The 25,978-nt window shown below is 69.0% G+C and carries 27 protein-coding genes; 13 read left to right on the top strand and 14 right to left on the bottom strand.

The genetic code is table 11. The annotated features are described in order from the left end of the window. Positions 1 to 2: 2 nt before the first annotated feature. The gene (locus BLA15945_RS30725) at positions 3 to 305 is read left to right on the top strand and encodes a HigA family addiction module antitoxin (RefSeq protein WP_059232932.1); all 303 of its coding nucleotides are present in this window, start codon (positions 3 to 5) and stop codon (positions 303 to 305) included. Positions 306 to 335: 30 nt separating this feature from the next. Here BLA15945_RS30725 and BLA15945_RS30730 read toward each other — a convergent pair whose 3' ends face one another. Beyond that, positions 336 to 1,220 carry a lipid A biosynthesis lauroyl acyltransferase gene (locus BLA15945_RS30730; protein WP_059232933.1) on the bottom strand — a complete coding sequence of 295 codons (885 nt, stop codon included), beginning with the start codon at positions 1,218 to 1,220 and terminating at the stop codon, positions 336 to 338. A 265-nt stretch (positions 1,221 to 1,485) separates the two neighbouring features. Between BLA15945_RS30730 and metK the strand changes: the two genes are divergently transcribed. Further along, the gene (metK, locus tag BLA15945_RS30735; RefSeq protein ID WP_006482984.1) at positions 1,486 to 2,673 is read left to right on the top strand and encodes a methionine adenosyltransferase; all 1,188 of its coding nucleotides are present in this window, start codon (positions 1,486 to 1,488) and stop codon (positions 2,671 to 2,673) included. Positions 2,674 to 2,782: 109 nt separating this feature from the next. Here metK and BLA15945_RS30740 read toward each other — a convergent pair whose 3' ends face one another. Then, positions 2,783 to 3,124 (bottom strand): hypothetical protein, encoded by a 342-nt coding sequence (locus BLA15945_RS30740; protein WP_059232934.1) that lies wholly within the window; start codon positions 3,122 to 3,124, stop codon positions 2,783 to 2,785. A gap of 352 nt (positions 3,125 to 3,476) precedes the next feature. On the opposite strand from BLA15945_RS30740, the gene BLA15945_RS30745 reads away from it, so the two are divergent. Continuing rightward, positions 3,477 to 4,250 (top strand): phytanoyl-CoA dioxygenase family protein, encoded by a 774-nt coding sequence (locus BLA15945_RS30745; protein WP_059232935.1) that lies wholly within the window; start codon positions 3,477 to 3,479, stop codon positions 4,248 to 4,250. 150 nt (positions 4,251 to 4,400) lie between these two features. Here BLA15945_RS30745 and BLA15945_RS30750 read toward each other — a convergent pair whose 3' ends face one another. Then, positions 4,401 to 4,607: a DUF3185 family protein gene (locus BLA15945_RS30750; RefSeq protein ID WP_006477510.1), complete on the bottom strand. Its 207-nt coding sequence runs from the start codon at positions 4,605 to 4,607 to the stop codon at positions 4,401 to 4,403. 185 nt (positions 4,608 to 4,792) lie between these two features. Here BLA15945_RS30750 and mgrA point away from each other — a divergent pair, with 185 nt between their 5' ends. Next, positions 4,793 to 5,836, top strand: a complete 1,044-nt coding sequence (gene mgrA / locus BLA15945_RS30755) for an L-glyceraldehyde 3-phosphate reductase (RefSeq protein ID WP_059232936.1) — start codon at positions 4,793 to 4,795, stop codon at positions 5,834 to 5,836. A 116-nt stretch (positions 5,837 to 5,952) separates the two neighbouring features. On the opposite strand, the gene BLA15945_RS30760 is transcribed toward mgrA, so the two are convergent. Next, the gene (locus BLA15945_RS30760; RefSeq protein WP_011353526.1) at positions 5,953 to 6,138 is read right to left on the bottom strand and encodes a hypothetical protein; all 186 of its coding nucleotides are present in this window, start codon (positions 6,136 to 6,138) and stop codon (positions 5,953 to 5,955) included. A 302-nt stretch (positions 6,139 to 6,440) separates the two neighbouring features. Then, entirely contained in the window at positions 6,441 to 7,328 is an 888-nt protein-coding gene (locus BLA15945_RS30765; RefSeq protein WP_174994153.1) for a DMT family transporter, read from the bottom strand. Positions 7,329 to 8,135: 807 nt separating this feature from the next. Here BLA15945_RS30765 and BLA15945_RS30770 point away from each other — a divergent pair. Together BLA15945_RS30770 and BLA15945_RS30775 are read left to right on the top strand one after the other, a co-directional pair. Then, positions 8,136 to 8,348: a hypothetical protein gene (locus BLA15945_RS30770; RefSeq protein WP_004198969.1), complete on the top strand. Its 213-nt coding sequence runs from the start codon at positions 8,136 to 8,138 to the stop codon at positions 8,346 to 8,348. Positions 8,349 to 8,406: 58 nt separating this feature from the next. Further along, entirely contained in the window at positions 8,407 to 9,429 is a 1,023-nt protein-coding gene (locus tag BLA15945_RS30775) for a serine/threonine protein kinase (RefSeq protein ID WP_404823620.1), read from the top strand. Positions 9,430 to 9,510: 81 nt separating this feature from the next. Here BLA15945_RS30775 and BLA15945_RS30780 read toward each other — a convergent pair whose 3' ends face one another. Next, the gene (locus tag BLA15945_RS30780; RefSeq protein ID WP_059232938.1) at positions 9,511 to 10,953 is read right to left on the bottom strand and encodes a coniferyl aldehyde dehydrogenase; all 1,443 of its coding nucleotides are present in this window, start codon (positions 10,951 to 10,953) and stop codon (positions 9,511 to 9,513) included. Then, positions 10,950 to 11,456, bottom strand: a complete 507-nt coding sequence (locus BLA15945_RS30785) for a hypothetical protein (protein WP_174994154.1) — start codon at positions 11,454 to 11,456, stop codon at positions 10,950 to 10,952. Before BLA15945_RS30785 ends, BLA15945_RS30780 begins: the two co-directional genes overlap by 4 nt. 225 nt (positions 11,457 to 11,681) lie before the next feature. Between BLA15945_RS30785 and BLA15945_RS30790 the strand changes: the two genes are divergently transcribed. Continuing rightward, positions 11,682 to 13,322, top strand: a complete 1,641-nt coding sequence (locus BLA15945_RS30790) for a GMC family oxidoreductase (protein WP_059232939.1) — start codon at positions 11,682 to 11,684, stop codon at positions 13,320 to 13,322. 29 nt (positions 13,323 to 13,351) lie between these two features. Here BLA15945_RS30790 and BLA15945_RS30795 read toward each other — a convergent pair whose 3' ends face one another. The 6 genes from BLA15945_RS30795 to fliF are packed head-to-tail and all read right to left on the bottom strand — an operon-like array spanning position 13,352 to position 20,177. Beyond that, positions 13,352 to 14,710, bottom strand: a complete 1,359-nt coding sequence (locus BLA15945_RS30795; protein WP_174994155.1) for a flagellar hook-length control protein FliK — start codon at positions 14,708 to 14,710, stop codon at positions 13,352 to 13,354. Between the two features lie 31 nt (positions 14,711 to 14,741). After that, entirely contained in the window at positions 14,742 to 15,200 is a 459-nt protein-coding gene (fliJ, locus tag BLA15945_RS30800) for a flagellar export protein FliJ (protein ID WP_174994156.1), read from the bottom strand. 5 nt (positions 15,201 to 15,205) lie between these two features. After that, on the bottom strand, positions 15,206 to 16,720 hold the full coding sequence (fliI, locus tag BLA15945_RS30805; RefSeq protein WP_407045121.1) for a flagellar protein export ATPase FliI: 1,515 nt from the start codon (positions 16,718 to 16,720) through the stop codon (positions 15,206 to 15,208). A gap of 32 nt (positions 16,721 to 16,752) precedes the next feature. Continuing rightward, positions 16,753 to 17,436 carry a flagellar assembly protein FliH gene (fliH, locus tag BLA15945_RS30810; protein ID WP_059232943.1) on the bottom strand — a complete coding sequence of 228 codons (684 nt, stop codon included), beginning with the start codon at positions 17,434 to 17,436 and terminating at the stop codon, positions 16,753 to 16,755. After that, positions 17,429 to 18,424: a flagellar motor switch protein FliG gene (fliG, locus tag BLA15945_RS30815; RefSeq protein WP_059232944.1), complete on the bottom strand. Its 996-nt coding sequence runs from the start codon at positions 18,422 to 18,424 to the stop codon at positions 17,429 to 17,431. Before fliG ends, fliH begins: the two co-directional genes overlap by 8 nt. After that, entirely contained in the window at positions 18,414 to 20,177 is a 1,764-nt protein-coding gene (gene fliF, locus BLA15945_RS30820; protein WP_059232945.1) for a flagellar basal-body MS-ring/collar protein FliF, read from the bottom strand. The genes fliG and fliF overlap by 11 nt, the downstream gene beginning before the upstream one ends. A 248-nt stretch (positions 20,178 to 20,425) precedes the next feature. On the opposite strand from fliF, the gene fliE reads away from it, so the two are divergent. The 6 genes from fliE (at position 20,426) to BLA15945_RS30850 (ending at position 24,834) form a co-directional block, all read left to right on the top strand. After that, positions 20,426 to 20,770, top strand: a complete 345-nt coding sequence (gene fliE / locus BLA15945_RS30825) for a flagellar hook-basal body complex protein FliE (RefSeq protein WP_059232946.1) — start codon at positions 20,426 to 20,428, stop codon at positions 20,768 to 20,770. 216 nt (positions 20,771 to 20,986) lie between these two features. Continuing rightward, a complete protein-coding gene (fliS, locus tag BLA15945_RS30830) occupies positions 20,987 to 21,421 on the top strand; it encodes a flagellar export chaperone FliS (protein ID WP_059232947.1) in 435 nt (144 codons plus the stop codon). Then, complete coding sequence (locus BLA15945_RS30835) at positions 21,418 to 21,750, top strand: flagellar protein FliT (protein ID WP_048252007.1); 333 nt, start codon at positions 21,418 to 21,420, stop codon at positions 21,748 to 21,750. Before fliS ends, BLA15945_RS30835 begins: the two co-directional genes overlap by 4 nt. Positions 21,751 to 22,157: 407 nt before the next feature. Further along, the gene (locus BLA15945_RS30840; RefSeq protein WP_174994158.1) at positions 22,158 to 23,516 is read left to right on the top strand and encodes a flagellar hook-length control protein FliK; all 1,359 of its coding nucleotides are present in this window, start codon (positions 22,158 to 22,160) and stop codon (positions 23,514 to 23,516) included. Further along, positions 23,513 to 23,830, top strand: a complete 318-nt coding sequence (locus BLA15945_RS30845; RefSeq protein ID WP_174994159.1) for an EscU/YscU/HrcU family type III secretion system export apparatus switch protein — start codon at positions 23,513 to 23,515, stop codon at positions 23,828 to 23,830. Before BLA15945_RS30840 ends, BLA15945_RS30845 begins: the two co-directional genes overlap by 4 nt. A 269-nt stretch (positions 23,831 to 24,099) precedes the next feature. After that, complete coding sequence (locus BLA15945_RS30850) at positions 24,100 to 24,834, top strand: PepSY-associated TM helix domain-containing protein (protein WP_059232950.1); 735 nt, start codon at positions 24,100 to 24,102, stop codon at positions 24,832 to 24,834. Positions 24,835 to 24,898: 64 nt separating this feature from the next. Here BLA15945_RS30850 and BLA15945_RS30855 read toward each other — a convergent pair whose 3' ends face one another. Continuing rightward, entirely contained in the window at positions 24,899 to 25,924 is a 1,026-nt protein-coding gene (locus tag BLA15945_RS30855) for an XdhC family protein (RefSeq protein ID WP_059232951.1), read from the bottom strand. Positions 25,925 to 25,978 lie beyond the last annotated feature (54 nt).

Raw genomic sequence — 25,978 nt, forward strand, 5'->3', positions numbered from 1 at the left:
CCATGACCCGCATCTTCAATCCGCCCCATCCGGGCGAAACGCTGCGCGACGACGTGCTGCCGGCGCTTGGCCTGACTGTCACCGAGGCCGCATCGCAGCTCGGCGTGACACGCGCCGCGCTGTCGCGGATCCTGCACGGCCATGCCGGCATTTCGCCGGAAATGGCGCTGCGCCTCGAAGCGTGGCTCGGCGAGGAAAACGGGGGACGGGCCGATCTGTGGCTCGCGCAGCAGTCGGCCCACGATCTGTGGCGGGCGCGCGCGAAAGGCGCGCCGAAGGTGGCGAGAGCGCAGGCGCGCACCTGACGGCGCACCTGCGAACGTCTCGCGGCAGGGTCAGTACAGGCTCGGCTCGCCGGGCGGGCGCGTCTTGAAGCGCTTGTGAACCCAGTAGTACTGCTCGGGTATCAGCGGGATCTGTTCCTCGAGGAATGCGTTCATCCGCCGCGCGTCGAGATCGTCGTCGCCGGTCGGGTAGTTATCCCACGGCTTGAATACCTTCAGACGGTAGCCCTTGTAGTTCGGCAGCACCTCGCCGATGAACGGCACGACCTGCGCGTGGCCCGTCTTGGCGAACCGGCCGACGGCCGTCAGCGTGCAGGCCGGCACGCCGAAGAAGGGCACGAACGTCGAGTTGCGCAACCCGTAGTCCATGTCGGCGCCGAGCATCACCGGCTTGCGGTCGCGCAGCCAGCGCAGCACGGTACGCGCGTTGTCGGCCCGGCTCGCGAGTTCCGCGCCGAAACGGCTGCGGCCGGCTTTGGCGGCGGCTTCGATTTCCGGGCTCTTCATCGGCGTGTAGAGCGAGCCGCACGGCCGGTCGAGCGCGAGATTGATCGCCATCGAACCAGCCTCGATGCCGACGAAATGGAAACCGAGCAGCAGCGTCGGCGGCATGTCCGGATCGGTGAGGTCGATCTCGCTCTCGACCGTAAACAGCTTGCGATAGGCCGCTTCCGACGCGAACCACTGGTAGCTGCGTTCGACGTAGCTGCGGATCGCATGGCGGAAATGTTTCCCCGCCACTTCCTCGCGCCGCGCGTCGCTCCAGTCCGGGAAGCAGAGTTTCAGATTGGTGTGTACGATGCGTTTTCGCCGGCTGGGGATCTGGTACAGCAGCCAGCCGAGACCATCGCCGAACCGTGCGGTCAGGCCGTACGGCAGCAGGGCGAGCAGTTTCAGCAAGCCGATGGCGAGGTGCGTGGCTAGACGACCTAGCATGCGAAACCTCCATGGGACCGGCTGGCCGGCATGTCGAGAACAGGGTGGTAAAACAGCGGAAGATGCAGCACGGGCGGCGCTCTGTGACAATTCAGGAAAGCCGCTATAATACGGGCTTCGCCGAGTTAACTGACAACTTGCGGGGCGAAGCCGGTTGGTGCCACACGCACTGCCCGGTCCTGGTATTCCGCTAAAGCGTCGCCGCTTCAGGCCCAACGAAGCTGGCTACGTGAAACCACCCGTAACCACACAGGAGCCTGAAAAAGTGGCAAACGATTATCTCTTCACGTCCGAATCCGTCTCCGAAGGCCATCCGGACAAAGTCGCGGACCAAATCTCGGACGCGATTCTCGACGCCATCCTCGAGCAGGACAAATATTCCCGCGTTGCGGCCGAAACGCTGTGCAACACGGGTCTCGTCGTTCTGGCCGGTGAAATCACCACGACGGCCAACATCGATTACATCCAGATCGCGCGCGACACCATCAAGCGCATCGGCTACGACAACACCGACTACGGCATCGACTACAAGGGCTGCGCGGTGCTCGTCGCGTACGACAAGCAGTCGCCGGACATCGCGCAGGGTGTCGATCGTGCACACGACGACAACCTGGATCAGGGCGCGGGCGACCAGGGCCTGATGTTCGGCTATGCGTGCGACGAAACGCCGGAACTGATGCCGCTGCCGATCTACCTGTCGCACCGCCTCGTCGAGCGCCAGGCCAGCCTGCGCCGCGACGGCCGCCTGCAATGGCTGCGTCCGGACGCGAAATCGCAGGTGACGGTCCGCTACGTCGACGGCAAGCCCGATTCGATCGACACCGTCGTGCTGTCGACGCAGCACGCACCGGACATCGAACTGCCGGCGCTGCGCGAAGCCGTGATCGAGGAAATCATCAAGCCGACGCTGCCGGCCGACCTGATCAAGGGCGACATCAAGTTCCTCGTGAACCCGACCGGCCGGTTCGTGATCGGCGGCCCGCAGGGCGATTGCGGCCTGACCGGCCGCAAGATCATCGTCGACACGTACGGCGGTGCCGCACCGCACGGCGGCGGCGCGTTCTCGGGCAAGGATCCGTCGAAGGTCGACCGTTCGGCTGCGTACGCAGGCCGCTACGTCGCGAAGAACATCGTCGCCGCCGGCCTCGCGTCGCGCGCGCTGATCCAGGTGTCGTACGCGATCGGCGTCGCCGAGCCGACCTCGGTGATGGTCAACACGTTCGGCACGGGCCGCGTGTCGGACGCGGTGATCACGAAGCTCGTGCGCGAGCATTTCGACCTGCGTCCGAAGGGCATCATCAAGATGCTCGACCTGCTGCGTCCGATCTACGAGAAGACCGCCGCCTACGGCCACTTCGGCCGCGAAGAGCCGGAATTCTCGTGGGAAGCGACCGACAAGGCGCTCGCCCTGGCCGAAGCGGCCGGCGTCGAGCCGACGGCACGCGTCGCGTAAGCGTCGTTCGCGCCAAATGAAAAACCCCGGCTAGCCGGGGTTTTTTTATGGGTTTCGATCGCCGCCGCAACGGCGGCGATCATCGCGGGCCGGGCCCGCCGATGCGCGTTCAGCGTGCGCCGAACCCGAACCAGCCGTTGCTGGCGGCAAGCCGGCGCGGGCGGTTGACGCGGCGCTGCGGGCCGAGCGTGCGGCGCAGCGCGAGCGCGCGCAGCGACGACGGCTTCTGCAGCAGCGAGCGCAGGCCGGCGCGGCGTGCGAACGCCTGCGCGCTCATCATCGAGAAAAACGCGTGGAACCACGCACGGATGCCGTCCAGCCGGCTGTGTGCGTGCGTACGCTCGGCCAGTGCCTGCGTGCGGGCGCGGTGATGGCGCAGCGAGCGGGCAGGGGCCGACGGCACGACGCGCTTCGCAGCGCGGCTGAGACGGGAAGTCAGACGGAATGGCATGTGAACGATGCTTCGCTTGTATGGATGGCGCCCTTGAGAGCGCACTGGTATGAACGGCCTCGGATGGCGCAACGGATCTTACCGAAACTCGTTGCGCGCCGCGCCCGCCAGATTTGACAGGCCGCGACAGGCTACAGGGGATTCATGACGGGCAAAAGTCGCGATAAACCCTTGTGCCACAAGGCGTGTGCCGCATACCGCCTGTCGGTGAGGCAGGTGCCGCGACGCACAGTTCCCTTGAGCCGGATCAAATCCGCGATTGGCATGCCCCTGCGCACGACAATGGTGCTGTTCGCGGCATCCGGCGCCGATTTACAATCGTCACATTCACACAATAAACGTCTGGCATCCCATGTCGTCTCCATTGCAGTCGGAATCGATCCGCGCGCAAGTCGCGGAATTGCGCGAGCGCGGCTTTGTCGTCGCGCGTGGCCTGGTCGGCGAGCAGCAGTGCGCGGCGCTCAGGCAGATCGCGGAGCGCCAGTTGCGGGAGGCTGCCGAGCCGATCGAATTCGAGGCGGACCTGCGCTACCCGGGCGCACCCGAGTCGAAGCATGCGCCGGGCGGGCACACGGTGCGGCGGCTGCTCGATGCGTACTCGCGCGATCCGGCGTTCGCCGAACGCGCGATCGCGCCCGAAATCGGCGCGTGGATGCACGAGTATTTCGGTGAAGAGCCCGTGCTGTCGCGCGCGCATCACAACTGCATGATGACGAAGCACCCCGCCTACGGCAGCCTGACCGGCTGGCATCGCGATTTTCGCTACTGGTCGTTCGCGCGTCCCGACATGGTGTCGGTGTGGCTCGCGCTCGGGCCGGAAACGAACGAGAACGGCGCTTTGTGGCTCGTGCCGGGTTCGCATACGGCCGAATTCGGGCCGGAAGCATTCGACGACGCGAAGTTCTTCCGCAGCGACCTGCCGGAGAACCGCAAGATGATCGACGCGGCCACGTGCCCGTCGCTGCAGACGGGCGACGTCGTATTCTTCCACAGCAACACGCTGCATTCGGCCGGGCAGAACCGCTCCGACCAGGTGAAGTTCTCGCTCGTGTACACGTATCACGGCGCGAGCAACCGGCCGGTGCCCGGCACGCGCTCGGCGTCGAAGCCGGAAGTGCAGTTCTAGGTTCGGATCGGGCGGCGCGGTGACGCCGCGAGGCTCGGGCGATGCGGCGCATCGTCGGCGAATGAAGCAACGGGCGGCCTGGCCGCCCGTTTCGTTTGGTGCGGCCCGCGCGCGTGACGCGGGCCGTGCGTGCGTCGCGCGAAGGCGCGATCAGCGCTTGCCGCCCGGCATCGCGAGACCGATCAGGCCGACGAACGACGCGACGGCGCCGCCGACGATCAGCAGGATCGTCTTCGTCGCGGGCGAACCGGTGAAGAAGCGCGACACGTTGTCGTTGATCGAATGGAACGACTGGCCGCCGAAGTACAGCAGCACGACGCCGCCGACGAGCAGTGCAACCGAGATGACCCGGGACATACCAACCTCGCTGAAACGGTGATTCGAGACGCCGCAGTGTAGGCGACGACCGCGGTTGCGTCCATCGCCGTGCGCGCATCGGTCGCCTTCGTTACCATAGCCGTCGTGCGTTTTCTTCGCCGCCGCCGCGCGATCCGCGCGGCCGGTGCGCGCCCCTCCCTCCGACGTCCCGACGGGAAATACTCATGGCCTACGAAGCAGCTTCCGAACGTTATGCCGACATGCAATACCGCACCTGCGGCAAATCCGGGCTCAAACTGCCCGCCCTGTCGCTCGGCCTGTGGCACAACTTCGGCGACTCGACGCCGATCTCGACGCAGCGCGAGATCCTGCGCACCGCGTTCGACCTCGGCATCAACCACTTCGACCTCGCGAACAACTACGGGCCGCCGTACGGCAGCGCCGAAACCAACTTCGGCCGGCTGCTGAAGGAAGATTTCCGGCCGTATCGCGACGAGCTGCTGATCTCGTCGAAGGCCGGCTGGGACATGTGGCCGGGGCCGTACGGCAGCGGCGGCGGGTCGCGCAAGTACGTGCTCGCGAGCCTCGACCAGAGCCTGCAGCGGATGGGGCTCGACTACGTCGACATCTTCTACTCGCACCGCTTCGATGCGCACACGCCGCTCGAGGAAACGGCGGGCGCGCTCGCCTCGGCCGTGCAGCAGGGCAAGGCGCTCTACATCGGCATCTCGTCGTATTCGGCCGCGAAGACGCGCGAGATGGCCGAGCTGCTCGCGCAGTACCGCGTGCCGCTGCTGATCCACCAGCCGTCGTACAACATGCTGAACCGCTGGATCGAGAGCGAGCTGCTCGGCACGCTCGACGACGTCGGCGCGGGCAGCATTGCGTTCACGCCGCTCGCGCAGGGCCTGCTCACGTCGAAGTACCTGAACGGCGTGCCGGCCGATGCGCGCGTGAACAAGCCGGGCGGCGGCTCGCTGAAGCAGGATCACCTGAGCACGGACAACCTCGAGCACGTGCGCAAGCTCAACGCGATCGCCGAACGGCGCGGGCAGAGCCTCGCGCAGATGGCGCTGGCGTGGGTGCTGCGCAATGGCCGCGTGACGTCCGCGCTGATCGGCGCAAGCCGCGCGGAGCAGGTGCGCGAAAACGTCGGCGCGCTGAAGAACCTCGAATTCTCGGCGGAGGAACTCGCGGAGATCGATCGTTACGCGACCGAAGGCGGCATCAATCTGTGGGAAAAGCCGTCCACCGATCAGGCGATCTGATCGATAGTCGATACGGCATGCGAAACAACATCGCGTGCCGTATCACGGGCTTGCGCGCAACACATCGCATCGCTGCGGTGCAGCGATGCGATGCGCGCGATACGCGGGCAGTCGCGCTAGATCAGCGCAGGCAGGCCTTCAACGAGCAGCACCGCGACGCCGACGCCAAGGATGACGCCGAGCACGCGTAGCAGGTTGTGACGGAATTCGGTTGCGCACGGTACCGCGCCGAGAAATAGCGCTCCGGCCAGCGCCATCGGAATCAACAGGATGAAGTCGCCGATCGTGAAATAGGTCGTCATGCGTGTCTCCAGGTGTTGACCGGAGTCGGCGCGCCCGCGCCGACTCCGGCCCCATGCCGGGTGTTTCTAGTGTTGGTCCGACCCGTTTGCGAGCGGGGCGGTCAATTCGAGTATAGGCAACCGGCGGCGCTTTTCGCTATCCGAACCATTAAAAATCAGCGGAAAGCTGCGGGAATCGCGCATTTTTCCCGCAAGTTAGACGAACGCCTTGCACGCATCTTTCCCGTTCCTTTCGATTTGCGCGGAAGGGTCGCATGTGTCGATGCCGGGCGCCGCACCCGCAGGCGCGGCGGCCCGTCTGCTTATGCGCGCCCGGGTTGCGCGCGGGCGGCCGACACGCGGAACACGAGCGCGAGTCCCGCGATGATCGCGCCCATGCCGGCGAGCGCGAGCGGCTCCGGCCGGTTGCCGAGCCACACGGCATCCATCAGCGTGGTGACGACGGGCACGAGATAGAACAGGCTCGTCACGTTGACGAGATCGCCGCGCTGCATCAAGCGGTAGAACAGCAACTGCGCGATCACCGAAATCACGATGCCGAGCCACAGCAGCGGCACGACGAACGCCCAGCTGACCTCGAACGACACCGGCCGGAACGGCACGATCGCCACGCACAGCGCGAGGCCGATCGCATTCTGCAGCGGCAGCACGTCCGCGGGCGCCGCGCGTACGCGCTTTTGCAGCAGCGAGCCGGCAGTCAGCGCGACGAGTGCGGTGAGCGCACACGCGATGCCGGCCGCCGACAGGCCGCCCGCACCGCCGCTCGCGCCACGGCACACGACGAGCGCGAGCCCGGCCAGCGACAGCGCAAGCCCCGCGACGCGCATGGGCTGCCAGCGCCGCTCGACGATTGCGAGCGTGAGGATCGGCTGCACGCCGAGGATCGTTGCGAGCACGCCGGGTGCGATGCCGCGCTCGAGTGCGAGCAGGTAGAAGATCGAGTAGCCGCCCATCATCAGCAGGCCGGTCAGCGCGGCCATGCGCCGCTCGCCGCGCGGCGGCAGCCAGCGTTTGCGCATCACGGCCAGCGCGAGCAGCACGAGCGACGCGAGTGCGAAACGTGCGGTGAGAAAGGCGAACGCGGACGCGTGACGCAGACCGAGTTCAGAGAAGATCGCGCCGCTGCTCCACAGCAGCACGAAGAGCGACGTTGCGCCATGCGCGGCAAGCGCGCGTTTGAACGAAATCATGTGAATCCACCTGTCGAACGGATCGGAGCGTTCCATCCGCACGCGCAGCGACACGCCGTGCGTCACGACGCACGAACGGCAGCCAACGGGGGCGAATGAAAGACGAAACGGATGCCGGCTGGTCAGCCGGCGCGTGCCGCCGGAGGCGGCGGCGCGGCGCAGACGAGCGGCGGTGCGACAGGAGGAGGAAGGACCGACGGATGTGCGCACGCCTGCGGCCGCGAGTCGAACTGCGGCCGGGATTTTGCGAGGGCGGACGTGAGCGGATGCATCGTGTCGGAATGCGGTTGAACGCGAATGAAAGCAAAAGGTACCGCAAGGCAGGGATCGAGCGCAACAACTGTCGGCCGCTTTGCATCGCGTGCGACGTGTTGCAGCGATGCCGGCGGCGCGGGCGCGCCGATCGCTGCGCGCGCAAGCGTTCGATCCAGGGGGCAGGCGAGGCGCGTGACCGGTTTTCGGCGGCGGCCCTGTCAGACGAAATCGCCGGGCGACCGGACACCGGACCCGCGATGCATGCGTTGCGTCGATCGCGCGGGCGAGACGGTGCCGGGCGGTTTCGGCGGGCAGTCACATTCGACAGGGTATGATGGGGGTAACCGGGTGGGCAAGTACGTGCCCGGTGCAGTGGTTGATTGGAGACATTCGACGAATTCGCGGCGCTTCGCCTGCTTCTTCTTCTTTTCGCGCTTCGATAAACCGTGAACAATGGGATTACGCGCAACGCTCCGTCGAGGGCGGCGCGGATCGCGCATTTGCCGGCTCGCCAGCGGGCCGGGTTTCAAGATTCAAGAGTGGGGAACCATCATGCATGTCGGGTCGATTGTCTGCACTACCCATATCGCGGTGCCGAAGGGCGCGCGCGGCATCGTCCAGCGCATCCTGGGCGACATGGCCATGGTGACCTGGTACGCGGGCGTGCCGGGTGAGTCGAAAGAACTCAACACCGAGCCGTTCTTTCTCGAGGACCTGATCGACACCGGCGAATCCGTGCTGCCGGCCGGCGCGGCGCTTCACTGAGCGTACGCGCGGTGCCGGATGCTCGTCTTTCGGCTCCGCTGACGGCACAATGCGGGGCATGAAAGACGTCACTTCCGCTCCCGCTTCTCCCGCCGGCCCGCCGTTCGCCGGCCTCACGCCCGAGTGCGTACTCGATGCGCTCGACAGCGTGCTGATGCCGGCCGGCCTGCGCACCGACGGGCGCCTGCTCGCCCTCAACAGCTACGAAAACCGCGTCTACCAGGCCGGTATCGAAGACGGCCCGCCGGTCGTCGCGAAGTTCTATCGCCCGGCGCGCTGGTCGGACGACGCGATTCTCGAAGAGCATGCGTTCGTCGCCGAACTCGCCGCGCGCGAGATCCCGGCGGTGCCCGCGCGCGCGTTCGACGGCCGCACGCTGCACGCGTTCGACGGCTTCCGCTTCTCGATCTTCGAGCGGCGCGGCGGACGTGCCCCCGATCTCGACCGCAGCGACACGCTCGAATGGCTCGGCCGCTTCATCGGCCGGATCCATGCGGTCGGCGCGACCGAGCCGTATGCCGCGCGTCCCGTGCTCGACCTCAACACGTTCGGCTACGAGCCGCGCGACTTCCTGCTCGCGCACGATTTCATTCCGGATGACGTACGGCCGGCCTACGAGACGGCGGCCGCGCTCGCGCTCGAAGGCGTCGAGGCCGCATTCGAGCGCGCGGGCGACATCCGCCTGCTGCGCACGCACGGCGACTGTCATCCGAGCAACGTGCTGTGGACCGATGCAGGCCCGCATTTCGTCGACTTCGACGACAGCCGGATGGCGCCGGCGATCCAGGATCTGTGGCTGCTGCTGCCGGGCGATCGCGAAGGGGCGTCGCGCGCGCTGGCGGACCTGCTCGCCGGCTACGAGGATTTCTGCGAATTCGAGCCGCGCGAGCTGCATCTGGTCGAAGCGCTGCGCACGCTGCGGCTGATCCATTACGCGGCGTGGCTCGCGCGGCGTTGGGACGACCCCGCGTTTCCGGCCGCCTTCCCGTGGTTCAACACGCATCGTTACTGGGAAGCGCGCGTGCTCGAGTTGCGCGAGCAGATCGGCGCGATGCAGGAAGGGCCGCTCTGGCCCGTGTGACGGCATGCGCGGCAGCCACGCCGCGCGGCAGGCTTGCAAGGGCCGCGGCGCGATGCGCGCGGCCCGTCGGGTGCGGCTACCTCAGAACTTCAGCATCAGCTTGATCAGCGCGGCGAAGCGCTTGCCGTACGGCGGCGCGAGCAGGTTGCGCGCGTTCAGGCGCGCCTGCGTGAGCACGGGCTTCATCTTCGAGAACGTCACGAAGCCGTCGTAGCCGTGGTACGCGCCCATGCCGCTCGCACCGACACCGCCGAACGGCAAGCTGCCGCACGCGATGTGCATCAGCGTTTCGTTGATCGATACGCCGCCCGAGATCGTTTCGCGCATGACGCGGTCGACCGTGCCGCTGTCCTCGTCGAACAGGTACAGCGCGAGCGGACGCGGGCGCGCATTGACGTACGCGATCGCTTCGTCGAGCCGCTCGTACGGCACGAGCGGCAGCAGCGGCCCGAAGATTTCCTCCTGCATCAGTTGCGACGCGGCCGGCACCTGCGTGACCGCGCACGGCACGAAGCGGCGCGACGCGGGATCCGACTGCGCGTCGGACAGCGGATGCAGTTGCGCGCCGGCCGCCTGCGCATCGCTCGCGAGTTGCTGCAGCCGCGCGTAGTGACGCGGCGACACGATCGTCGTGTAGTCGCCGTTCGCAGACAGGTCCGGATACATCTTCGCGAAGCGTGCCCGCGCGCGCTCGATGAAGGCGGCTTCCATCCCGCGCGGCAGCAGCACGTAGTCGGGCGCGATGCAGGTCTGGCCGGCGTTCAGCGTCTTGCCGGCGACGATGGCATCGACGGCCGCGTCGAAGCGCGCATTCGGGCCGACGATCGCCGGCGACTTGCCGCCGAGCTCGAGCGTGACGGGCGTGAGGTTGTCGGCGGCCGCACGCATCACGTGGCGGCCGACGTGCGTCGAGCCGGTGAACAGCAGATGATCGAACGGCAGCCCGCTGAATGCAGCGCCGACTTCCGCATCGCCGTTCACGACCGCGACGTGGTCGCGCGTGAAGGTCTTGCCGATGAGCTGCTCGAACAGCGCCGACGTGCGCGGCGTCAGTTCGGACATCTTGATGATCGCGCGGTTGCCGGCCGCGAGCGCGCAGATCAGCGGGCCGGCCGCGAGCAGTATCGGGTAGTTCCACGGCACGACGATGCCGACCACGCCGAGCGGCTGCGGAATCACCTTCGCGCGCGCCGGTCGCAGCCACTTGTTCATCGGCTTGCGGATCGGCTTCATCCAGCGCTTGCCGTGCTTCAGCGCGTCGTCGATCTCTTCCTTCGCCATCCAGATTTCCGACAGCAGCACTTCCTGCTTCGCGCGATGGCCGAAATCGGCGCTGATCGCTTCGGCGAGCGCATCCGAGTGGTCGATCAGCATCGTGCGCAGCGCGCGCAGGTGCTGCACGCGGGTCTCCCACGCAGGGTACGGCGCGCGCAGATACGCCGCGCGCTGGTCGTGCAGCAGCGACGTCAGCGCATCGACCGACGGCGGTGCTTGCGGGGCCAGTTCGGGCAGGTCGTTCTTCATGTCGTCTCCTCCAGTTGGGCCTGGCTGGTCGGCCGGCCGTCACGCCGCACGCGCACGCTCGGCGAGCGCGGCGACGCGGATCGGGTGATGCGGGTCGCGCGGCGCGGGGCCGGATGCGACGCGTGCTCGAAAACCGGTTGCCGCGCGCGGCAGGCGTCGTATCCGCGCGACGGTGCCCGCGTCCGAAGGTCGTGCCGCACGGCATGGGCGCACGCCTTCATGCGACGACGACCGGGCGCGCGACACGGTTGCGCGATCGCGCGCCGGTGCACCGAAGCAGGGCGGCGCGACGGGTTGGCCAATCCGTGCCGCAGCGCGTCGAGCCGCTGCGGCGACCCACCGTCCAAACGGTCGGCGACAAGGCGTGCCGTTCGATTTCGATCGACTGCGCGCATGATGCCGAGCATCGCCGGGCACGCAGCCGTTTGAAATGAAATGCGGGCCGCGCGCATGGCATCCGGATTACCCGGTCGGCACGCGGCCTGCAGAACCTGGCGCTGCATCGTCGTCGGTCCCGTTTCGCGACGGATCGGCTTCTCGCGGCCGACGCATCGTGCGAAGCGAATCGATACATCTTAAATTTAGTTCACGCGGGCGTTTAGAGGAATCGCTCTTGAATCCGCGCGCCGCGTGCGCGGCGGCCATTCCTACAATGCCCGAACATTACAAGAGGGGACGCGGTCGCGCGGCGGTGCCGGGCGCCTTCCATGACACGACGGAGACGTGACATGCAATACGACTACATCATCGTCGGCGGCGGTTCGGGCGGGTCGAGCCTGGCAGGCCGTCTCGCCGATGCCTGCCCCGATGCGACGATCGCGCTGATCGAGGCCGGCTCGCATACGGAGCGCAACCTGCTGGTCAACATGCCGGTCGGCATCGCGGCGCTGGTGCCGTACAAGCTCGGCACGAACTACGGCTACGAGACGGTGCCGCAGCCGGGCCTCGGCGGGCGGCGCGGCTACCAGCCGCGCGGGCGCGGGATGGGCGGCTCGAGTGCGATCAACGCGATGATCTACACGCGCGGCCACCCGGGCGACTACGACGAGTGGGCGCAGCTCGGCGCGACGGGCTGGGGCTGGCAGGACGTGCTGCCGTATTTCCGCCGCGCGGAAGGCAACCAACGCGGCGCCGACGCGTGGCACGGCGCGGACGGTCCGCTGTCGGTGTCGGATCTGCGCTTTCGCAATCCGTTCTCCGAACGATTCATCCAGGCCGCGCACGCAGCCGGCTATCCGCTGAACGACGACTTCAACGGCGCGACGCAGGAAGGCGTCGGCTTCTATCAGGTCACGCACCGCGACGGGTCGCGCTGCAGCGTGGCGCGCGCATACATCTACGGCCGCAACCGGCCGAACCTGCACGTGATCACCGACGCGACGGTGCTGCGCGTCGGCTTCGACGGCAAGCGCGCGGTCGGCGTCGCGGTATCGCGCAACGGCCGCGTCGAGACGCTCGGCGCGCGCGCGGAAGTGATCCTGTCGGCCGGCGCGTTCAATTCGCCGCAACTGCTGATGTGTTCGGGGATCGGCCCGGCGGAACAACTGCGCCGGCACGGGATCGCGGTCGTGCAGGATGCGCCGGACGTCGGCACGAACCTGATCGACCACATCGACTTCATCATCAACACGCGCGTGAATTCGTCGGAGCTGGTCGGCGTGTGCCTGCGCGGAATCGCGAAGATGACGCCCGCGCTCGCGCGCTATTTCTCGAGCCGCACGGGGATGATGACGAGCAACGTCGCGGAGGCCGGCGGCTTCATCAAGAGCGATCCTTCGCTCGAGCGTCCCGACCTGCAACTGCACTTTTGCACGGCGCTCGTCGACGACCACAACCGCAAGATGCACTGGGGGTTCGGCTACTCGCTGCACGTGTGCGCGCTGCGGCCGTTCAGCCGCGGCACGGTCGCGCTCGCGACCGGCGATGCGCGCGACGCGCCGCTGATCGATCCGCGCTTCTTCAGCGATTCACGCGATCTCGACCTGCTCGTGCGCGGCACGCAGGCGATGCGCCGGATCCTGTCGCAGGCGCCGCTCGCGTCGCAGGGCGGGCGCGAGCTGTACACGCGGGCGGACCAGAGCGAAGCCGAGCTGCGCGCGACGATCGTCGCGCATGCCGACACGATCTATCACCCGGTCGGCACCTGCCGGATGGGCTCGGATGCGCGTGCGGTCGTGGATCCGCAACTGCGCGTGCGCGGTGTCGAAGGGCTGCGCGTGGTGGATGCGTCGGTGATGCCGACGCTGGTTGGCGGAAACACGAATGCGCCGTCGGTGATGATCGGCGAGCGCGCGGCGGATTTCATCGTCGCGGCGCGCAAGGGCGGTGTGCCGCGCGGCGAGGCGGCTGCCGCGGTGCACGGCCGCTGAACGCGGCGCGCGCACGGCAGCGGCCATGCTCAGGCAAACGTATCGACGAGGCCGGCGCGGCTCACGCTCGCGGCGGCCGGTGCGGATTGCGCAGCGTCGGCCGGTGCATCGACGGCTGACGATCCGCCGTTCCCGCGCCGCGACGACTGGCCGCCGGCGAAGGTCTGCTGCGGGTTCTGCTGCTGCGAAGCGAAACCGCCGTCGCTGACGGTCGCGCTGCCGAGCCCGAGCCCGCCCGCTTCCATCGCTTCGCGCAGCTTCGGCAGCGCGGCTTCGACCGCGTCGCGCACCTGCGCGTGCTGTGACACGAACAGCGCGTGCGCGTGGTTGTCCGCGACGCGCAGCACGACCTGCAGCGGCCCGAGATCGGGCGGATTGAGCGTCAGCTCGGCGCTCTGCTGGTGTGCATTCGACAGGAACACGACCTTCTGGCTCAGCGCGTCCGTCCAGTCGGCGGTGCCGACGTGCGGGGCGAGCACGTGCGCGTTGGCGGCGGCGATCGCACCGGCGGCCGGCGACAGCTGCAGGTTCGCCTGCGCCGCGGCGGCGGCCGTCGCGCCGGCCGCGAGCGTCGCGCTGGCGGCCGGATCCGTCGCATTGCTGGCTGCCGCGAGTGCGTGCTGCGTACCCGACTGGGCGGTCGCGTCGGCCTGCAGCGCCTGCGCGGTGGCCTGCGTCGGCGTCTGCTGGGAGGCGAGCGCGCCTTTCGCATCGGCGAGCGTACGGTCGAACGTCGGCACCTTCGGCGTCAGCGGCGCGGCGGCGGCGGCGGTCGATGCGGTTGCTGCCGGCGCCGAGGTCGGGGCGGCGGCGGACGTACCGGTCGCCGGCATCGCGATCGCGCCAGCGCCACCCGTCAGCTTGGCGAGCGCGGCTTGCAACGCGTCGCGGCTCGACGCCGGGCCGGTCGGCTCGGCGGCCGCATCCTTGGCCGCCTGACCGGTCAGCGTCGCCGTGGCATCGGGCTGGCCGGACACGGCCGTCTTTTGCGCCGCGGCCGCAACAGCGGCAGCGGGGGCGCCGGCAGGCGTCGCGTTGTCCGTGCGCGCCTGCAACTGCGCCTGCACGGCGGCAGCGGCGGCGAGTGCGGCGGCGTCGGGGTTGGTCGTCGCGTTCGCGTCGTCGGTCGACTTGTCGTCGTCCGTGCCGGACGGCTTCGTGCCGGCGGCCGGTTTCGACGCAGCCTGCGTCGTCGATGCATCGGGCGTAGCGGGATTCGACGCGTCGCGACGCGTGACGACGCTTTGCTTCAGCGTCTGCGCGAACGGCACGGCGGCCGTGGTCGCCGGCGCATCGTTGCCGGCGGCGGACGAACCCGAGCCGCGGGCGGCCTTGAGTGCGGCGCCGGCGGTGTCGATCAGCGCGCCGAGCAGGGGCAGGGGTGGCATGACGGTTCTCTCGTTCGAATGCGGTGGTCGGTTACGACGAGCGGGCCGCGTCGGCCCGCATGCGCAGGATCTTCGCGGCGTGTTCGTCGGCGTCGCGCTGTTCGCGCCGGGCCTCGCGCGTCGCTTCCTGCGCGACGCCGCGTGCCTGCAGGATTTCGTACGAGCCGACGGTGCGCTTCTTCTGCTGCCAGTTCGGGCGGGCTTCGTCGATGCGGACCTCCGCCGCGGCGAGCACGTTGCGCTGCTGGGCGATCGCGGCGTCGAGCGTGTCGATGAACGCCTGGAAATTGCGCCAGTTGCCGGCCGGCATCCCGCTTTGCGCGGATTGCGCGAAGCGGGCGTGATATTCGTCGCGGTAGTGCAGCAGCGCGTCGAGCTGTTCGGCCGCCGCGGTGCGGTCGCGCTGCGCGGTGCCGAGCTGCTTCGTGGCCGAGTCGAGGTCTTCCTGCGCACGGTCGAGCAGCAGCTGAAGGGGAAAGCCGTGTGCCATCGGGATCAGCCTCCGTAAGCGTCGAACAGCGCATCGAGTGCGGTCAGGCTCGGTGCGAACGGCGCGCATTCGCGGAAGCCCTGCTGCAGGAAGGCCTCGATGCGCGGGTAGAGCGCGATCGCGCGGTCGAGTTGCGCGTCGCGGCCGGGGGCGTACGCGCCGACCGCGATCAGGTCGCGGTTGCGCTGGTAGCGCGACAGCATCTGCTTGAACTGCCGCACGTGGTCGAGATGCGTTTCGTCGATCAACGCGGTCATCGCGCGGCTGATCGATGCCTCGATGTCGATCGCCGGATAGTGGCCGGCCTCGGCGAGCGAGCGCGACAGCACGATGTGGCCGTCGAGGATCGCGCGCGCCGAATCGGCGATCGGGTCCTGCTGGTCGTCGCCTTCGGTCAGCACCGTGTAGAACGCGGTGATCGAGCCGCCGCCTTCGGGCCCGTTGCCGGTGCGCTCGACGAGCGCGGGCAGCTTCGCGAACACCGACGGCGGATAGCCTTTCGTCGCGGGCGGCTCGCCGATCGCCAGCGCGATCTCGCGCTGCGCCATCGCATAGCGCGTCAGCGAATCCATCAGCAGCAGCACATGCTTGCCCTGGTCGCGGAAATACTCGGCGAGCGACGTCGCGTAGGCGGCGCCCTGCATCCGCAGCAGCGGCGACACGTCGGCCGGCGCCGCGACGACGACCGAGCGCGCGAGGCCGTCCTCGCCGAGGATCTGTTCGATGAATTCCTTCACTTCGCGGCCGCGTTCGCCGATCAGCCCGATCACGATCACTTCCGCGCTCGTATAGCGCGCCATCGTGCCGAGCAGCACCGACTTGCCGACGCCGGAGCCCGCGAACAGGCCCATCCGCTGCCCGCGGCCGACGGTGAGCAGCGCGTTGATCGCGCGCACGCCGACATCGAGCACGTGGTGGATCGGTTCGCGCTCGAGCGGATTGATCGACGGCGCCGACAGCGGTGCATCGACCCTGGATGCCAGCGGGCCGAGGCCGTCGAGCGGGCGGCCCGACGCGTCGACGACGCGCCCGAGCATCTCCCAGCCGACCGGCAGCCGCTTCGCGCCCGCGAGCGGATCGGTGATGGGCGCGCTTTCGAGCGGCCACACGCGCGCGCCGGGCAGCACGCCCGCGACGTCGGTGGTCGGCATCAGGAACAGGCGGTCGCCGGCGAAGCCGACGACTTCGGCTTCCGCGTGCGGCAGCGTGCTGCCGGGCGGCAGTTCGATCATGCATTCGGCACCGACCGACAGGCGCAGCCCGATCGCCTCGAGCACGAGGCCGGCCGCGCGCGTGAGGCGCCCGCACGGCCGCAGCGGCAGCGCGCGGTGGCTGCGCGCGGCGAGCCCGTTCAGGTGCGAACGCCAGTGCGCGAGATGGGGGTTGTGCGGTGCGCGCGGCGTGGCGCCGGCGGTATCGGCGGCCGCAACCGCAGCGTGCGGCGTGGCGTCGTGTGCGGCGTCGTGCGCGGCAGCCGGCCCGAACGACGCGAGCGCGAGTTCACGTTCGAGCGGCGTCATGCCGTCGTGCGCCAGCGCCTCGGGCGACCGCGTCACCACGTGCTCACCTTGCCGATCGCGGCGGCGACGCGCTGCCAGCGCGTGGACAGCGTCGCATCGACCTCGCCGGTCGCGGCGTGCGCGCGGCAGCCGCCGCGCTCGATCGACGCATCGGTGCGCACGTTCCAGCCGAGCGTATCGAGATCGTCCTGCAGATAGGCTTCGACGACGGGCAGGTCGGCCGGATTCACCGCGAGATGCGGTGCGCCGGACAGTGCGGGCTCGGCCGCGAGCACGTCGCGCACGGCCGCGACCAGCGCGGCCGGGTCATGCTTCACGTGCTGGCGCACGACCTGCTGCGCGATGTCGAGCGCGAGTTGCGCGATGTCGGACGCGAGATCGTGTTCGACGGTCGATACGGCTTCGCGGAACGACGCGGCGAGCGCCGCGAGCTGCGCAGCCTGTTCGCGCGCGTCGGCCTGGCCGGCCTCGAAACCCTGTTCGCGGCCCTGCTCGAAACCGGCCTGGTAGCCGAGCGCCTGGCCTTCGACGTGGCCGGCCGCATGGCCTTCGGCGTGCGCGGCATCGCGCACGCGCTGCAGTTCCTCGGCGAGCGCGGCGGCAGCGGCCGCCGCGTCGTCGGGCGGCGGCGGGGGCGGCGGCGGGTCGAACGACGCCATCTCCCACCGCTGGTATGCGGTGAGGGTGCCCACGCGATCGCTCGCCGAATCAGACATACGCGTCTTCCGCCTTGCCGCCGATCGCGATCTGGCCGCTCTCGGCGAGGTTGCGCACGATCTGCAGGATGCGGCGCTGCTGCGTCTCGACTTCGGACACGCGCACCGGGCCGCGCGCGTCGAGATCCTCGGCGAGCAGTTCGGCCGCGCGTTGCGACATGTTCGCGAGGAACTTCTGGCGCAGCGCGGGCGGCGCGCCCTTCAGCGCGATGATCAGCGTTTCCGACTCGACTTCCTTGAGCACCATCTGGATCGCGCGATCCTCGAGGTCGAGCAGGTTCTCGAACACGAACATCTGGTCGACGATCTTCTGCGCGAGATCGGCGTCGTACTGGCGCACGCTTTCGAGCACGCCTTCCTCGTGCACGCTCGTCATGAAGTTCAGGATCTCGGCCGCGGTGCGGATGCCGCCCATCGGGCTGCGCTTCAGGTTGTCGCTGCCGGACAGCAGACCCGTCAGCACGTCGTCGAGTTCGCGCAGCGCGGCCGGCTGGATGCCGTCGAGCGTCGCGATCCGCAGCATCACGTCGTTACGCAGCCGTTCGGTGAAGCACGAGGCGATTTCCGACGCCTGGTCGCGGTCGAGGTGCACGAGGATCGTCGCGATGATCTGCGGATGCTCGTTCTTGATCAGCTCGGCCACGGCGCCCGAGTCCATCCACTTCAGGCCCTCGATGCCGCTCGTGTCGCTGCCCTGCAGGATGCGGTCGATCAGCACGCCGGCTTTGTCCTCGCCGAGCGCCTTCGTCAGCACCGAGCGGATGTAGTCGCTCGAATCGAGCGACAGCGCGGTGTGCTGCTCGGCTTCCTTCGCGAACTCCTGCAGCACGTCCTCGACCTGCTCGCGCGTGACGTTCTTCAACGCGGCCATCGCGGCGCCGATCTTCTGGACCTCGCGCGGCGCGAGGAACTTGAATACCTGCGCGGCTTCTTCCTCGCCGATCGACATCAGCAGCAGCGCGCTCTTGGTCAAGCCTTCAGCGTTCATCGGACACCCAGTTCTTCACGACGGTAGCGACGATCTTCGGATCCTGGCGGGCGATCGTGCGTGCGTAGTCGAGGTTGCGTTCGTAGCGGTTCTTCTCGGTTTCGAAGCCGAGCAGCATCGGGTCGGGCTCCTCCGTCTTGACCGGCGCGGGCAGGCCGTCGAGCGCGACCGGATCTTCCGGCGCCGCGAGCGCCGGCGCGGCCGGCTCGGGCGGCGGGAACGCGCGGCGCATCGCCGGGCGCACGAACATGAAGTAGAGCGCTGCCGCGGCTGCCGCGATGCCGAGCCACTTCGCGGCTTCCTTCGCCATCGCGATCATGTCGGGCTGGCGCCACCACGGCAGGTCGGCGTACGGGTCGCTCACGGTCGAGAACGCGCTGTTCACGACGTTCACCGAGTCGCCGCGCTTCTCGTCGTAGCCCATTGCGTCCTTCACGAGCTGTTCGACCTGCGCGAGCTTGGCGGGCGGCAGCGGCTGCATCGTCACGTGGCCCTTCGCGTCGGCGACCGGCTGGTAGTTGACGACGACCGCGACCGACAGCCGCTTCACGCTGCCCATCGGCTGTTCGAGGTGGCGGATCGTCTTGTCGACTTCGTAGTTGGTCGTCTGGTCCTTGCGGTCGCTGACCGGCGTCGTCTGCGGCCCGTTCTGGCCGTTGCCGGCGACGACCGGCGCGGACGCCGGCTGCGGCGGCGTGTTCGACAGCGCGCCCGGCACGCCCGACGCGCCGCCCTGCGCGAGTTCGGTCGCGCTGCTGGTCTGCTGGCTGCGGATCGCGGATTGCTGCGGATTGCCGTTCGGGCCGTAGCTTTCCGAGGTCTGCTCGATCTTCGAAAAATCGAGGTCCGCGCTGACCTGCGAGCGTGCGTTGCCGGTGCCGAAGATCGGCGCGAGGATCGCGTCGATGCGCTTTTGCGTGTTGTGCTCGACCTGCTGCACATATTTGAGCTGGCTCGCGTCGAGGCCGGAGGCGGACGCGGTCTGGGTCAGCAGGTTGCCGTCCTGGTCGACGATCGTCACGTTCTTCGCGGGCATGTCGGGCACGCCGGACGACACCATCCGCGTGATCGCCTGGACCTGGCCCTCGTCGAGCACGCGGCCCGGATAGAGGTCGACGAACACCGACGCGCTCGGCGCTTCCTTGTCGCGCACGAAGACCGACGGCTTCGGGATCGCGAGATGCACGCGCGCGCCGCGCACGGCATTGATCGATTCGATGGTGCGCTGCAGCTCGCCTTCGAGCGCACGCTGGTAATTGATCTGCTCGGCGAACTGGCTGATGCCGAATTTCTGGTTGTCCATCAGCTCGAAGCCGACCGAGCCGCCCTTCGGCAGCCCCATCGCGGCGAGCTTCAGGCGCGTTTCATGCACCTGGTTCGACGGCACGAGGATCGCGCCGCCGGCATCGGCGAACTTGTAGGGAACGTTTGCCTGCTGGAGCGCGGCAATGATCGCGCCGCCGTCGCGGTCCGACAGGTTGCTGTACAGCACGCGGTAGTCGGGCGCCCGGCTCCACAGCACGAGGGCGGTGATCGCGGCGATCGCGAGCGCGACGGCGATCACGAACGGCAGCTTCGGGTTGCCCTTCATCCGCGAGATGCCGGGAATGCGTTCCGCGAAGCCGCCCAGCCCGAAGTCTGCGCCTGCGCCACCCGCGCCCGGCAACGCGGCGGCCGCGGCGGCGCCGGGCGCCGGGCTGGCGAGGCCCGCGCGGGCGTCTGGGTTGATCAGCGAGTTGGCCTGCGAATCCATGCGTCGAGTTTCTCCGGAGCGGGACGACTGAGCTCGCTCGGACGAGCGGGCGGACAATGACACGATGCGATTATCGTGATTCGGGCCGTACTCCGATCGACCGAAAAGAGCGGGGTTTCCCCCGTACTTTCTCGGCTTTGACGCGCGGCGCGCTGCTATCCTTTTTCGCGATCCGGCATGGTGCGCGTGGTGCGGCGCCGGCGGATCGCCCGGCCCGTCCGGGTCTCTTCTCTAAGTCTGGGGACAGCATGACTGCGAACGTCAGCGGAATCGGTTCGGTGTTGCAACAGATGCAGTCGATGGCCGCGCAGGCGTCCGGCGGCGTCGCGAGCCCGACGGCAGCGCTTGCCGGTTCGGGCGCGGCGACGGCCGGCACGTTCGCGAGCGCGATGAAGGCGTCGCTCGACAAGATCAGCGGCGACCAGCAGCACGCGCTCGGCGAGGCGAAGGCGTTCGAAGTCGGCGCGCCGAACGTGTCGCTGAACGACGTGATGGTCGACATGCAGAAAGCCAACATCGGCTTCCAGTTCGGGCTTCAGGTCCGCAACAAGCTAGTGAGCGCTTACAACGACATCATGCAGATGTCGGTGTGACGCGACGGGCATCCGGGGAAGGCTATCCGGCGACGGTTCATAGGGGCGGCCGACCGCCTCCCGGACAGGGGCGGCAGGCCGGTATCGCTTGCCCGGCGGCACGCGCCGCGCACCTAAAGCTTTTCAATTCCCTTCCGATAACTCCGGTGTGAAGGCCGCGTCGTGCGATGCACGGCGGCGGCTCCCGTATAGCCAAGGCATAACAAGGAGATGCGCATGTTTTCCCCAGGACACGCTGGAGCCAATGCATACGCGCGTGTCGGCGTCGAGACGGGGGTGATGGGCGCCTCCCCGCACCGGCTGATCGCGATGCTGTACCAGGGCGCGCGGCAGGCGATTGCGCTGGCCCGCATGCATTTGCAGCAGGACAACGTGTCCGGGCGCGGCGAAGCGATCGGCAAGGCGATCCGGATCGTCGAGAGCGGGCTGCAGGCATCGCTGAACCGCGACGCGGGCGGCGAGATCGCGGACCGGCTCGATGCGCTGTATGCGTATATCGGCCGGCGTCTGCTGGAAGCGAACGCGCAGGCGAGCGACGCGATGCTGGTCGAGGTCGACGGGCTGCTCGCCACGCTCGAGGAAGCATGGACGGGCATCGCCCCGGAAGTCGCGCGGATGGCCGCGCAACAGGCAGTGGAAGCGTCACGATGAATCGCAAGGCCGAATACTTCGCACGTTACGAGGCGCTCGCCGCCGTGTCGGGCCGCATGCTGTGCGCCGCGCGCGGCGCGGACTGGAGCGCGTTGCCGGGGTTGCAGGCCGAATTCATGCAGCTCGTCGACGGGCTCAAGGAGGCCGATCCGGGCGTCGCACTCGACGAATCGGATCTCGGCCGCAAGCTCGACCTGATCCGCCGCATCCTGGCCGACGACGCCGCGATCCGCGATCTCGCGAGCCCGGACGTCGCGCGGCTGTCCGCGCTGTTCGAGGCACGGCGTTCGACCAAGGTATTGACCGATCTCTACCGCGCGCGCGGGTAGGGCCGTTTTCCGGGGAGACGGGCGCGATGCGCCCGGGCCCGTTGCCGCACGCGGCGCGCACCGTTCCCGCGGACGGCACCGGCGTGCCGCGCCCGGATTCGCAACGATGGGTCGGGTCTGTTTGCAGATGGAGCGCACATGCGAATGCCCGAAACCGCTCGCAGGGCAAGGAGTGATGAGCGCCGTTTGGCCGAGCCGAACAAGAGACGAGCGACGCCGCCATGCGGGCGATTTCGGGCATTCCCGTGGAATGATTTCCTGATTTGGGGTTGCCACGAGAACGGCCGCTCGCCACGTTGCGCTCCTGGCGAATACGCCGGTAGTCGCGGCGTCGCGCACGGCCGTTCTCGTGGCAACGCATGTGCATTCCATCTGCAAACAGACCCTAAGGTGAGCAGGCTCCGATCATGACCGGTATCGACTCCGTTGCGGCTGCGCTGCTGGCGAGCCGCCTCGACAGCCTGCTGACCGGCACCGTGTCGGCGCCCGCCGGCGGCGGCGCGACCTCGCAGGTCGGCACGCCGGGCGCCGGCGCGTCGTCCGCGCCGCCGGCCGGCAGTCCGCCCGCCGCGCCACCCGCTTCCACGCAGACCGCACTGTCCGATGTCGGGCGCGTGCTCGACGCGATCTCGCGCTCGGGCGGCGACGCGACGCCGGCGCTCGCCGGTCGTGTGCCGTTGCTGGCCGATCCCACCGTGCTGCTGACCGATACGGCCGTGCCGGCGCGCATGCCGGCCGCCTCCGGTCCGGCGGCGCCGTCCACACCGGCTTCCGCCGAGGCGTCGTCTGCCGCGGCTGCGCGCGATGCGGCCGTGCCGCCGCCGGTTATGGCGTTGCGTGCGGCGCTTGCGCAGGCCGTGAGCGAAAGCGGCCTCTTCTATGAATCCCATCTCGCGCAGTGGCTGGCCGGCCAGCGTCCGCTCGCCGCGCTGATGCGCGAACCGCAGGCGCGTCTGGCGGCCGCACTCGCGCCGGCCGACCCGGATGCCGCGTCGCACGATTCGACCGACGTGCTCGACGAACTGCTCGCACAACGCCCGCCGCTGCCGGCGTCCGCGCGGACCACCGCGCAACCGGGCACGCCGGCCCAGGCCGGCGCGCCGGCACGCGATCCCGCGCAGGCAATGCCGGCGGCCGCGCGGCAGGGCGCGTCGTTGCCGCCCGACGGCACCGATCCGCTGGGGACGCACGCCGATACGCGCTGGACGCCCGCGCGTGCCGGACTCGCGGCGGCGTCGTCCGATCCGCAGGCGCAGACGCTCGCGACCGTGCATCCGGCCGCGGTGCCGCTCGTCCGACAGCAGCTCGATGCGCTCGCGACCGACCAGTTTCGCTGGGCCGGCGAGGCATGGCCCGGCGCGCGGCTCGACTGGACGATCGAGCCGGACGAGCCGGGCAACCGGGGGCCGCGCGGCGGCGGTGACGACGCCGGCGACGGCATCGCGTGGCGCACGCGCCTCACGTTGACGCTGCCGTCGCTCGGCACGGTCGATGCCGAGCTGGTGCTGAACGGCGCGCAGCTCGTCGCGCGGCTGCGTGCGAACCACGCGGACGCGGACCGCCTCACGCGAAACGAGGCCGCGCTGCGGCAGCGGCTCGAAGGGTCGGGGCTCAAGGTGGGCGGGCTGTCGATCCGCGCGGTCGACGACGGGCCGGACGGCTTCGACCTGTTTGCCGCGCAGGCGGCGGCCGCCGCGTATGCGCGCGGCGCGGCCGGCGGACCGGATGCGCGAGTGCCGGGCGTCGATGACGAGGTGCTGCCATGAGCATGACGTCCCGCAAGCGCGCGGCCGCGCTCGTCTACGACCCGAAAGGCGGCGATGCGGCGCCGCGCGTGGTCGCGAAGGGGTACGGCGTGCTCGCGGAGATGATCGTCGCGCGTGCGCACGACGCCGGGCTGTACGTGCATACGGCACCGGAGATGGTGTCGCTGCTGATGCAGGTCGATCTCGACGACCGGATTCCGCCGCAGCTCTACCAGGCCGTCGCGGACCTGCTCGCGTGGTTGTACGCGCTCGATCGCACCGAGCCCGAGCCGGGCGACGCCGCGCCGCGTTTCCCGCTGCCGCCGTTGCGCTGAACGGCCTGCTGCCGCGCGGCTGCTTGCGAAATGCTATCTCGATCTTTCGAGATGATTTCGCTGGCATCTGCCGGCTATCGTTCGGCATCGCACCGCAACGCGGGCGCTTCTCTCGCGTTTTTTTGCTCATCGAACCTGGCGCCGCGTACCCGCCAGGATTGAGCCGGCAATAGATTTATGTAATGATATCCATTCTCATTTTCATGTTGATCGGGCGGCGCGCATGCCTTGCGCGCCGCCCGTTGTTTTGAACGAATGGATACTTTCGCGTGAACGCGCCCGAAACGATCGACCCGCCCAAGGCGGGCATGCCGCTCGCCGGCGTCACCGTGCTGCACCCGGCGGGCCGCCCGCTGAGCGACGGCGAGCTGGCTGCGCGCCGCCAGCGCTCGCGCCGCGCAACCTTCATCAAGTGGCTGCGCAAGGTGCACGGCTGGGTCGGGCTGTGGGGCGCGGTGCTCGGGCTGTTGTTCGGCGTGACGGGCGTGCTGCTGAACCACCGCGCGCCGCCGCTGAAGATTTCGACCGGCGAGCCGCAGGTCGAGGAACTGCAGATCGCGCTGCCGAGCCCGGTGCCGAAGACGCCCGCCGCGATGACGAAGTGGCTGCAGCAGGCGCTGCACTTCGACGGCAAGCCGGGGCGCATGCGCAAGGAGCCCGCGCAGGCCGTCGCGTGGGGCGACCAACGCGTGATGCAGCCGGAGCACTGGCAATTCGGCGTATTCGGCCCGCACCAGAACCTGCAGGCCGAGTACTGGGTCGGCAACGGCTACGTGTCGGTGAAGCGCACGGGCAACACGTTCCTGACGACGCTGAACAACCTGCATCGCGGCGTCGGGATGAACCTCGGCTGGGTGCTGCTGATGGACACGATCGCAGGCTCGCTGATCCTGCTGTCGCTGACGGGCGTGCTGCTGTGGACCGAGCTGAACAAGCGCCGTACGGTTGGCGTCGTGCTGGTGGTCGGTTCGGTTGCCGCGGCGCTCGCTGCCGGCCTGACCTGACCGGATCGGCGATCGCGCCGGGCTGTCACCGGCGCGCACCGTATCGGCGGCGCGCCGCCGTGGCTCAGAGTCCGCAGGCCGCGCCGCTGTTTGCCGCGATTTCGCGCGCGGCCTTCGCGCCTTCGACCTGCAGGATCGTCGGCAGCGACACGTGGTTCTTCGCGGCGGTGATCTCGGCAAGGATCGAGATCGCGATTTCCGGTGGTGTCCGGCTGCCGATGTAGATGCCGGCCGGCCCGTGCAGCCGGCCCAGTTCCGCTTCGTTCAGGTCGAATTCGCGCAGCCGCTCGCGCCGCGCCGCGTTGTTGCGCCGCGAGCCGAGCGCGCCCACGTAGAACGCGGGCGTCTTCAGCGCCTCCATCAGCGCGAGATCGTCGAGCTTCGGATCGTGCGTCAGCGCGATCACCGCCGAACGCGCGTCGAGCTTCATGTCGAGCACCGTATCGTCGGGCATCGTGCGCACGACGCGCGTGCCCGGCACGTCCCACGCATCCGTGTATTCCTCGCGCGGATCGCACACCGTCACCTGGTAGTCGAGCCCGACCGCGATCTGGCACAGATAGCGCGACAGCTGGCCGGCGCCGATCACGAGCATCCGGTAGCGCGGCCCGTGGATCGACACGAGCCGTTCGCCGTCGAAGGCGAGCCCGTCGGTCGCCTGCGCGGGCGACAGCGACGCACGGCCGGTCGCGAGCGTCATCGTGCGCGTGACGAGGCGGCCGGCCTCGACTTCCGCGCACAGCCCGGCAATCCCGCTGTCGCGCGTGAGCGGCTCGAGCACGAGCTGGATCGTGCCGCCGCAAGGCAGCCCGAAGCGGTGCGCTTCCTCGGCCGTCACGCCGTACTTGAGCGCTTCCGGGCGCGCGTCGGCCGCGATGCCGCTCGCGTGCACGCGGGCGATCAGGTCGTCCTCGATGCAGCCGCCGGACACGGAGCCGACCACCAGGCCGTCCTCGCGCACCGCGAGCATCGCGCCTTCGGGGCGCGGCGACGAGCCCCACGTCTTCACGACCGTCACGAGCAGGACGCGGCGTCCTTCTTCGAGCCAGCGCGCGCTGGATTTCAGTACATCGAGATCGACGCTTTCCATCATCTTTTCCTGTTGCCGGACGGCCCGCTGCCCGGTACCGTCGTTCGATGGCGG

Source organism: Burkholderia arboris, assembly GCF_902499125.1.
Taxonomy (GTDB): domain Bacteria; phylum Pseudomonadota; class Gammaproteobacteria; order Burkholderiales; family Burkholderiaceae; genus Burkholderia; species Burkholderia arboris.

Excerpts from the sequence above, each read along its gene's own strand:
- BLA15945_RS30730 (WP_059232933.1), bottom strand. The coding sequence starts at position 1,220 with ATGCTAGGTCGTCTAGCCACGCACCTCGCCATCGGCTTGCTGAAACTG.
- BLA15945_RS30745 (WP_059232935.1), top strand. The coding sequence starts at position 3,477 with ATGTCGTCTCCATTGCAGTCGGAATCGATCCGCGCGCAAGTCGCGGAA.
- BLA15945_RS30770 (WP_004198969.1), top strand. The coding sequence starts at position 8,136 with ATGCATGTCGGGTCGATTGTCTGCACTACCCATATCGCGGTGCCGAAG.
- fliF (WP_059232945.1), bottom strand. The coding sequence starts at position 20,177 with ATGGATTCGCAGGCCAACTCGCTGATCAACCCAGACGCCCGCGCGGGC.
- BLA15945_RS30740 (WP_059232934.1), bottom strand. The coding sequence starts at position 3,124 with ATGCCATTCCGTCTGACTTCCCGTCTCAGCCGCGCTGCGAAGCGCGTC.
- BLA15945_RS30855 (WP_059232951.1), bottom strand. The coding sequence starts at position 25,924 with ATGGAAAGCGTCGATCTCGATGTACTGAAATCCAGCGCGCGCTGGCTC.
- BLA15945_RS30795 (WP_174994155.1), bottom strand. The coding sequence starts at position 14,710 with ATGCCACCCCTGCCCCTGCTCGGCGCGCTGATCGACACCGCCGGCGCC.
- BLA15945_RS30760 (WP_011353526.1), bottom strand. The coding sequence starts at position 6,138 with ATGACGACCTATTTCACGATCGGCGACTTCATCCTGTTGATTCCGATG.
- BLA15945_RS30780 (WP_059232938.1), bottom strand. The coding sequence starts at position 10,953 with ATGAAGAACGACCTGCCCGAACTGGCCCCGCAAGCACCGCCGTCGGTC.
- mgrA (WP_059232936.1), top strand. The coding sequence starts at position 4,793 with ATGGCCTACGAAGCAGCTTCCGAACGTTATGCCGACATGCAATACCGC.
- fliS (WP_059232947.1), top strand. The coding sequence starts at position 20,987 with ATGTTTTCCCCAGGACACGCTGGAGCCAATGCATACGCGCGTGTCGGC.
- BLA15945_RS30845 (WP_174994159.1), top strand. The coding sequence starts at position 23,513 with ATGAGCATGACGTCCCGCAAGCGCGCGGCCGCGCTCGTCTACGACCCG.
- fliE (WP_059232946.1), top strand. The coding sequence starts at position 20,426 with ATGACTGCGAACGTCAGCGGAATCGGTTCGGTGTTGCAACAGATGCAG.
- BLA15945_RS30790 (WP_059232939.1), top strand. The coding sequence starts at position 11,682 with ATGCAATACGACTACATCATCGTCGGCGGCGGTTCGGGCGGGTCGAGC.
- fliI (WP_407045121.1), bottom strand. The coding sequence starts at position 16,720 with ATGACGCCGCTCGAACGTGAACTCGCGCTCGCGTCGTTCGGGCCGGCT.
- BLA15945_RS30785 (WP_174994154.1), bottom strand. The coding sequence starts at position 11,456 with ATGCAGCGCCAGGTTCTGCAGGCCGCGTGCCGACCGGGTAATCCGGAT.
- BLA15945_RS30835 (WP_048252007.1), top strand. The coding sequence starts at position 21,418 with ATGAATCGCAAGGCCGAATACTTCGCACGTTACGAGGCGCTCGCCGCC.
- BLA15945_RS30750 (WP_006477510.1), bottom strand. The coding sequence starts at position 4,607 with ATGTCCCGGGTCATCTCGGTTGCACTGCTCGTCGGCGGCGTCGTGCTG.
- fliG (WP_059232944.1), bottom strand. The coding sequence starts at position 18,424 with ATGAACGCTGAAGGCTTGACCAAGAGCGCGCTGCTGCTGATGTCGATC.
- fliH (WP_059232943.1), bottom strand. The coding sequence starts at position 17,436 with ATGTCTGATTCGGCGAGCGATCGCGTGGGCACCCTCACCGCATACCAG.
- BLA15945_RS30840 (WP_174994158.1), top strand. The coding sequence starts at position 22,158 with ATGACCGGTATCGACTCCGTTGCGGCTGCGCTGCTGGCGAGCCGCCTC.
- fliJ (WP_174994156.1), bottom strand. The coding sequence starts at position 15,200 with ATGGCACACGGCTTTCCCCTTCAGCTGCTGCTCGACCGTGCGCAGGAA.
- BLA15945_RS30725 (WP_059232932.1), top strand. The coding sequence starts at position 3 with ATGACCCGCATCTTCAATCCGCCCCATCCGGGCGAAACGCTGCGCGAC.
- BLA15945_RS30775 (WP_404823620.1), top strand. The coding sequence starts at position 8,407 with ATGAAAGACGTCACTTCCGCTCCCGCTTCTCCCGCCGGCCCGCCGTTC.
- BLA15945_RS30765 (WP_174994153.1), bottom strand. The coding sequence starts at position 7,328 with ATGATTTCGTTCAAACGCGCGCTTGCCGCGCATGGCGCAACGTCGCTC.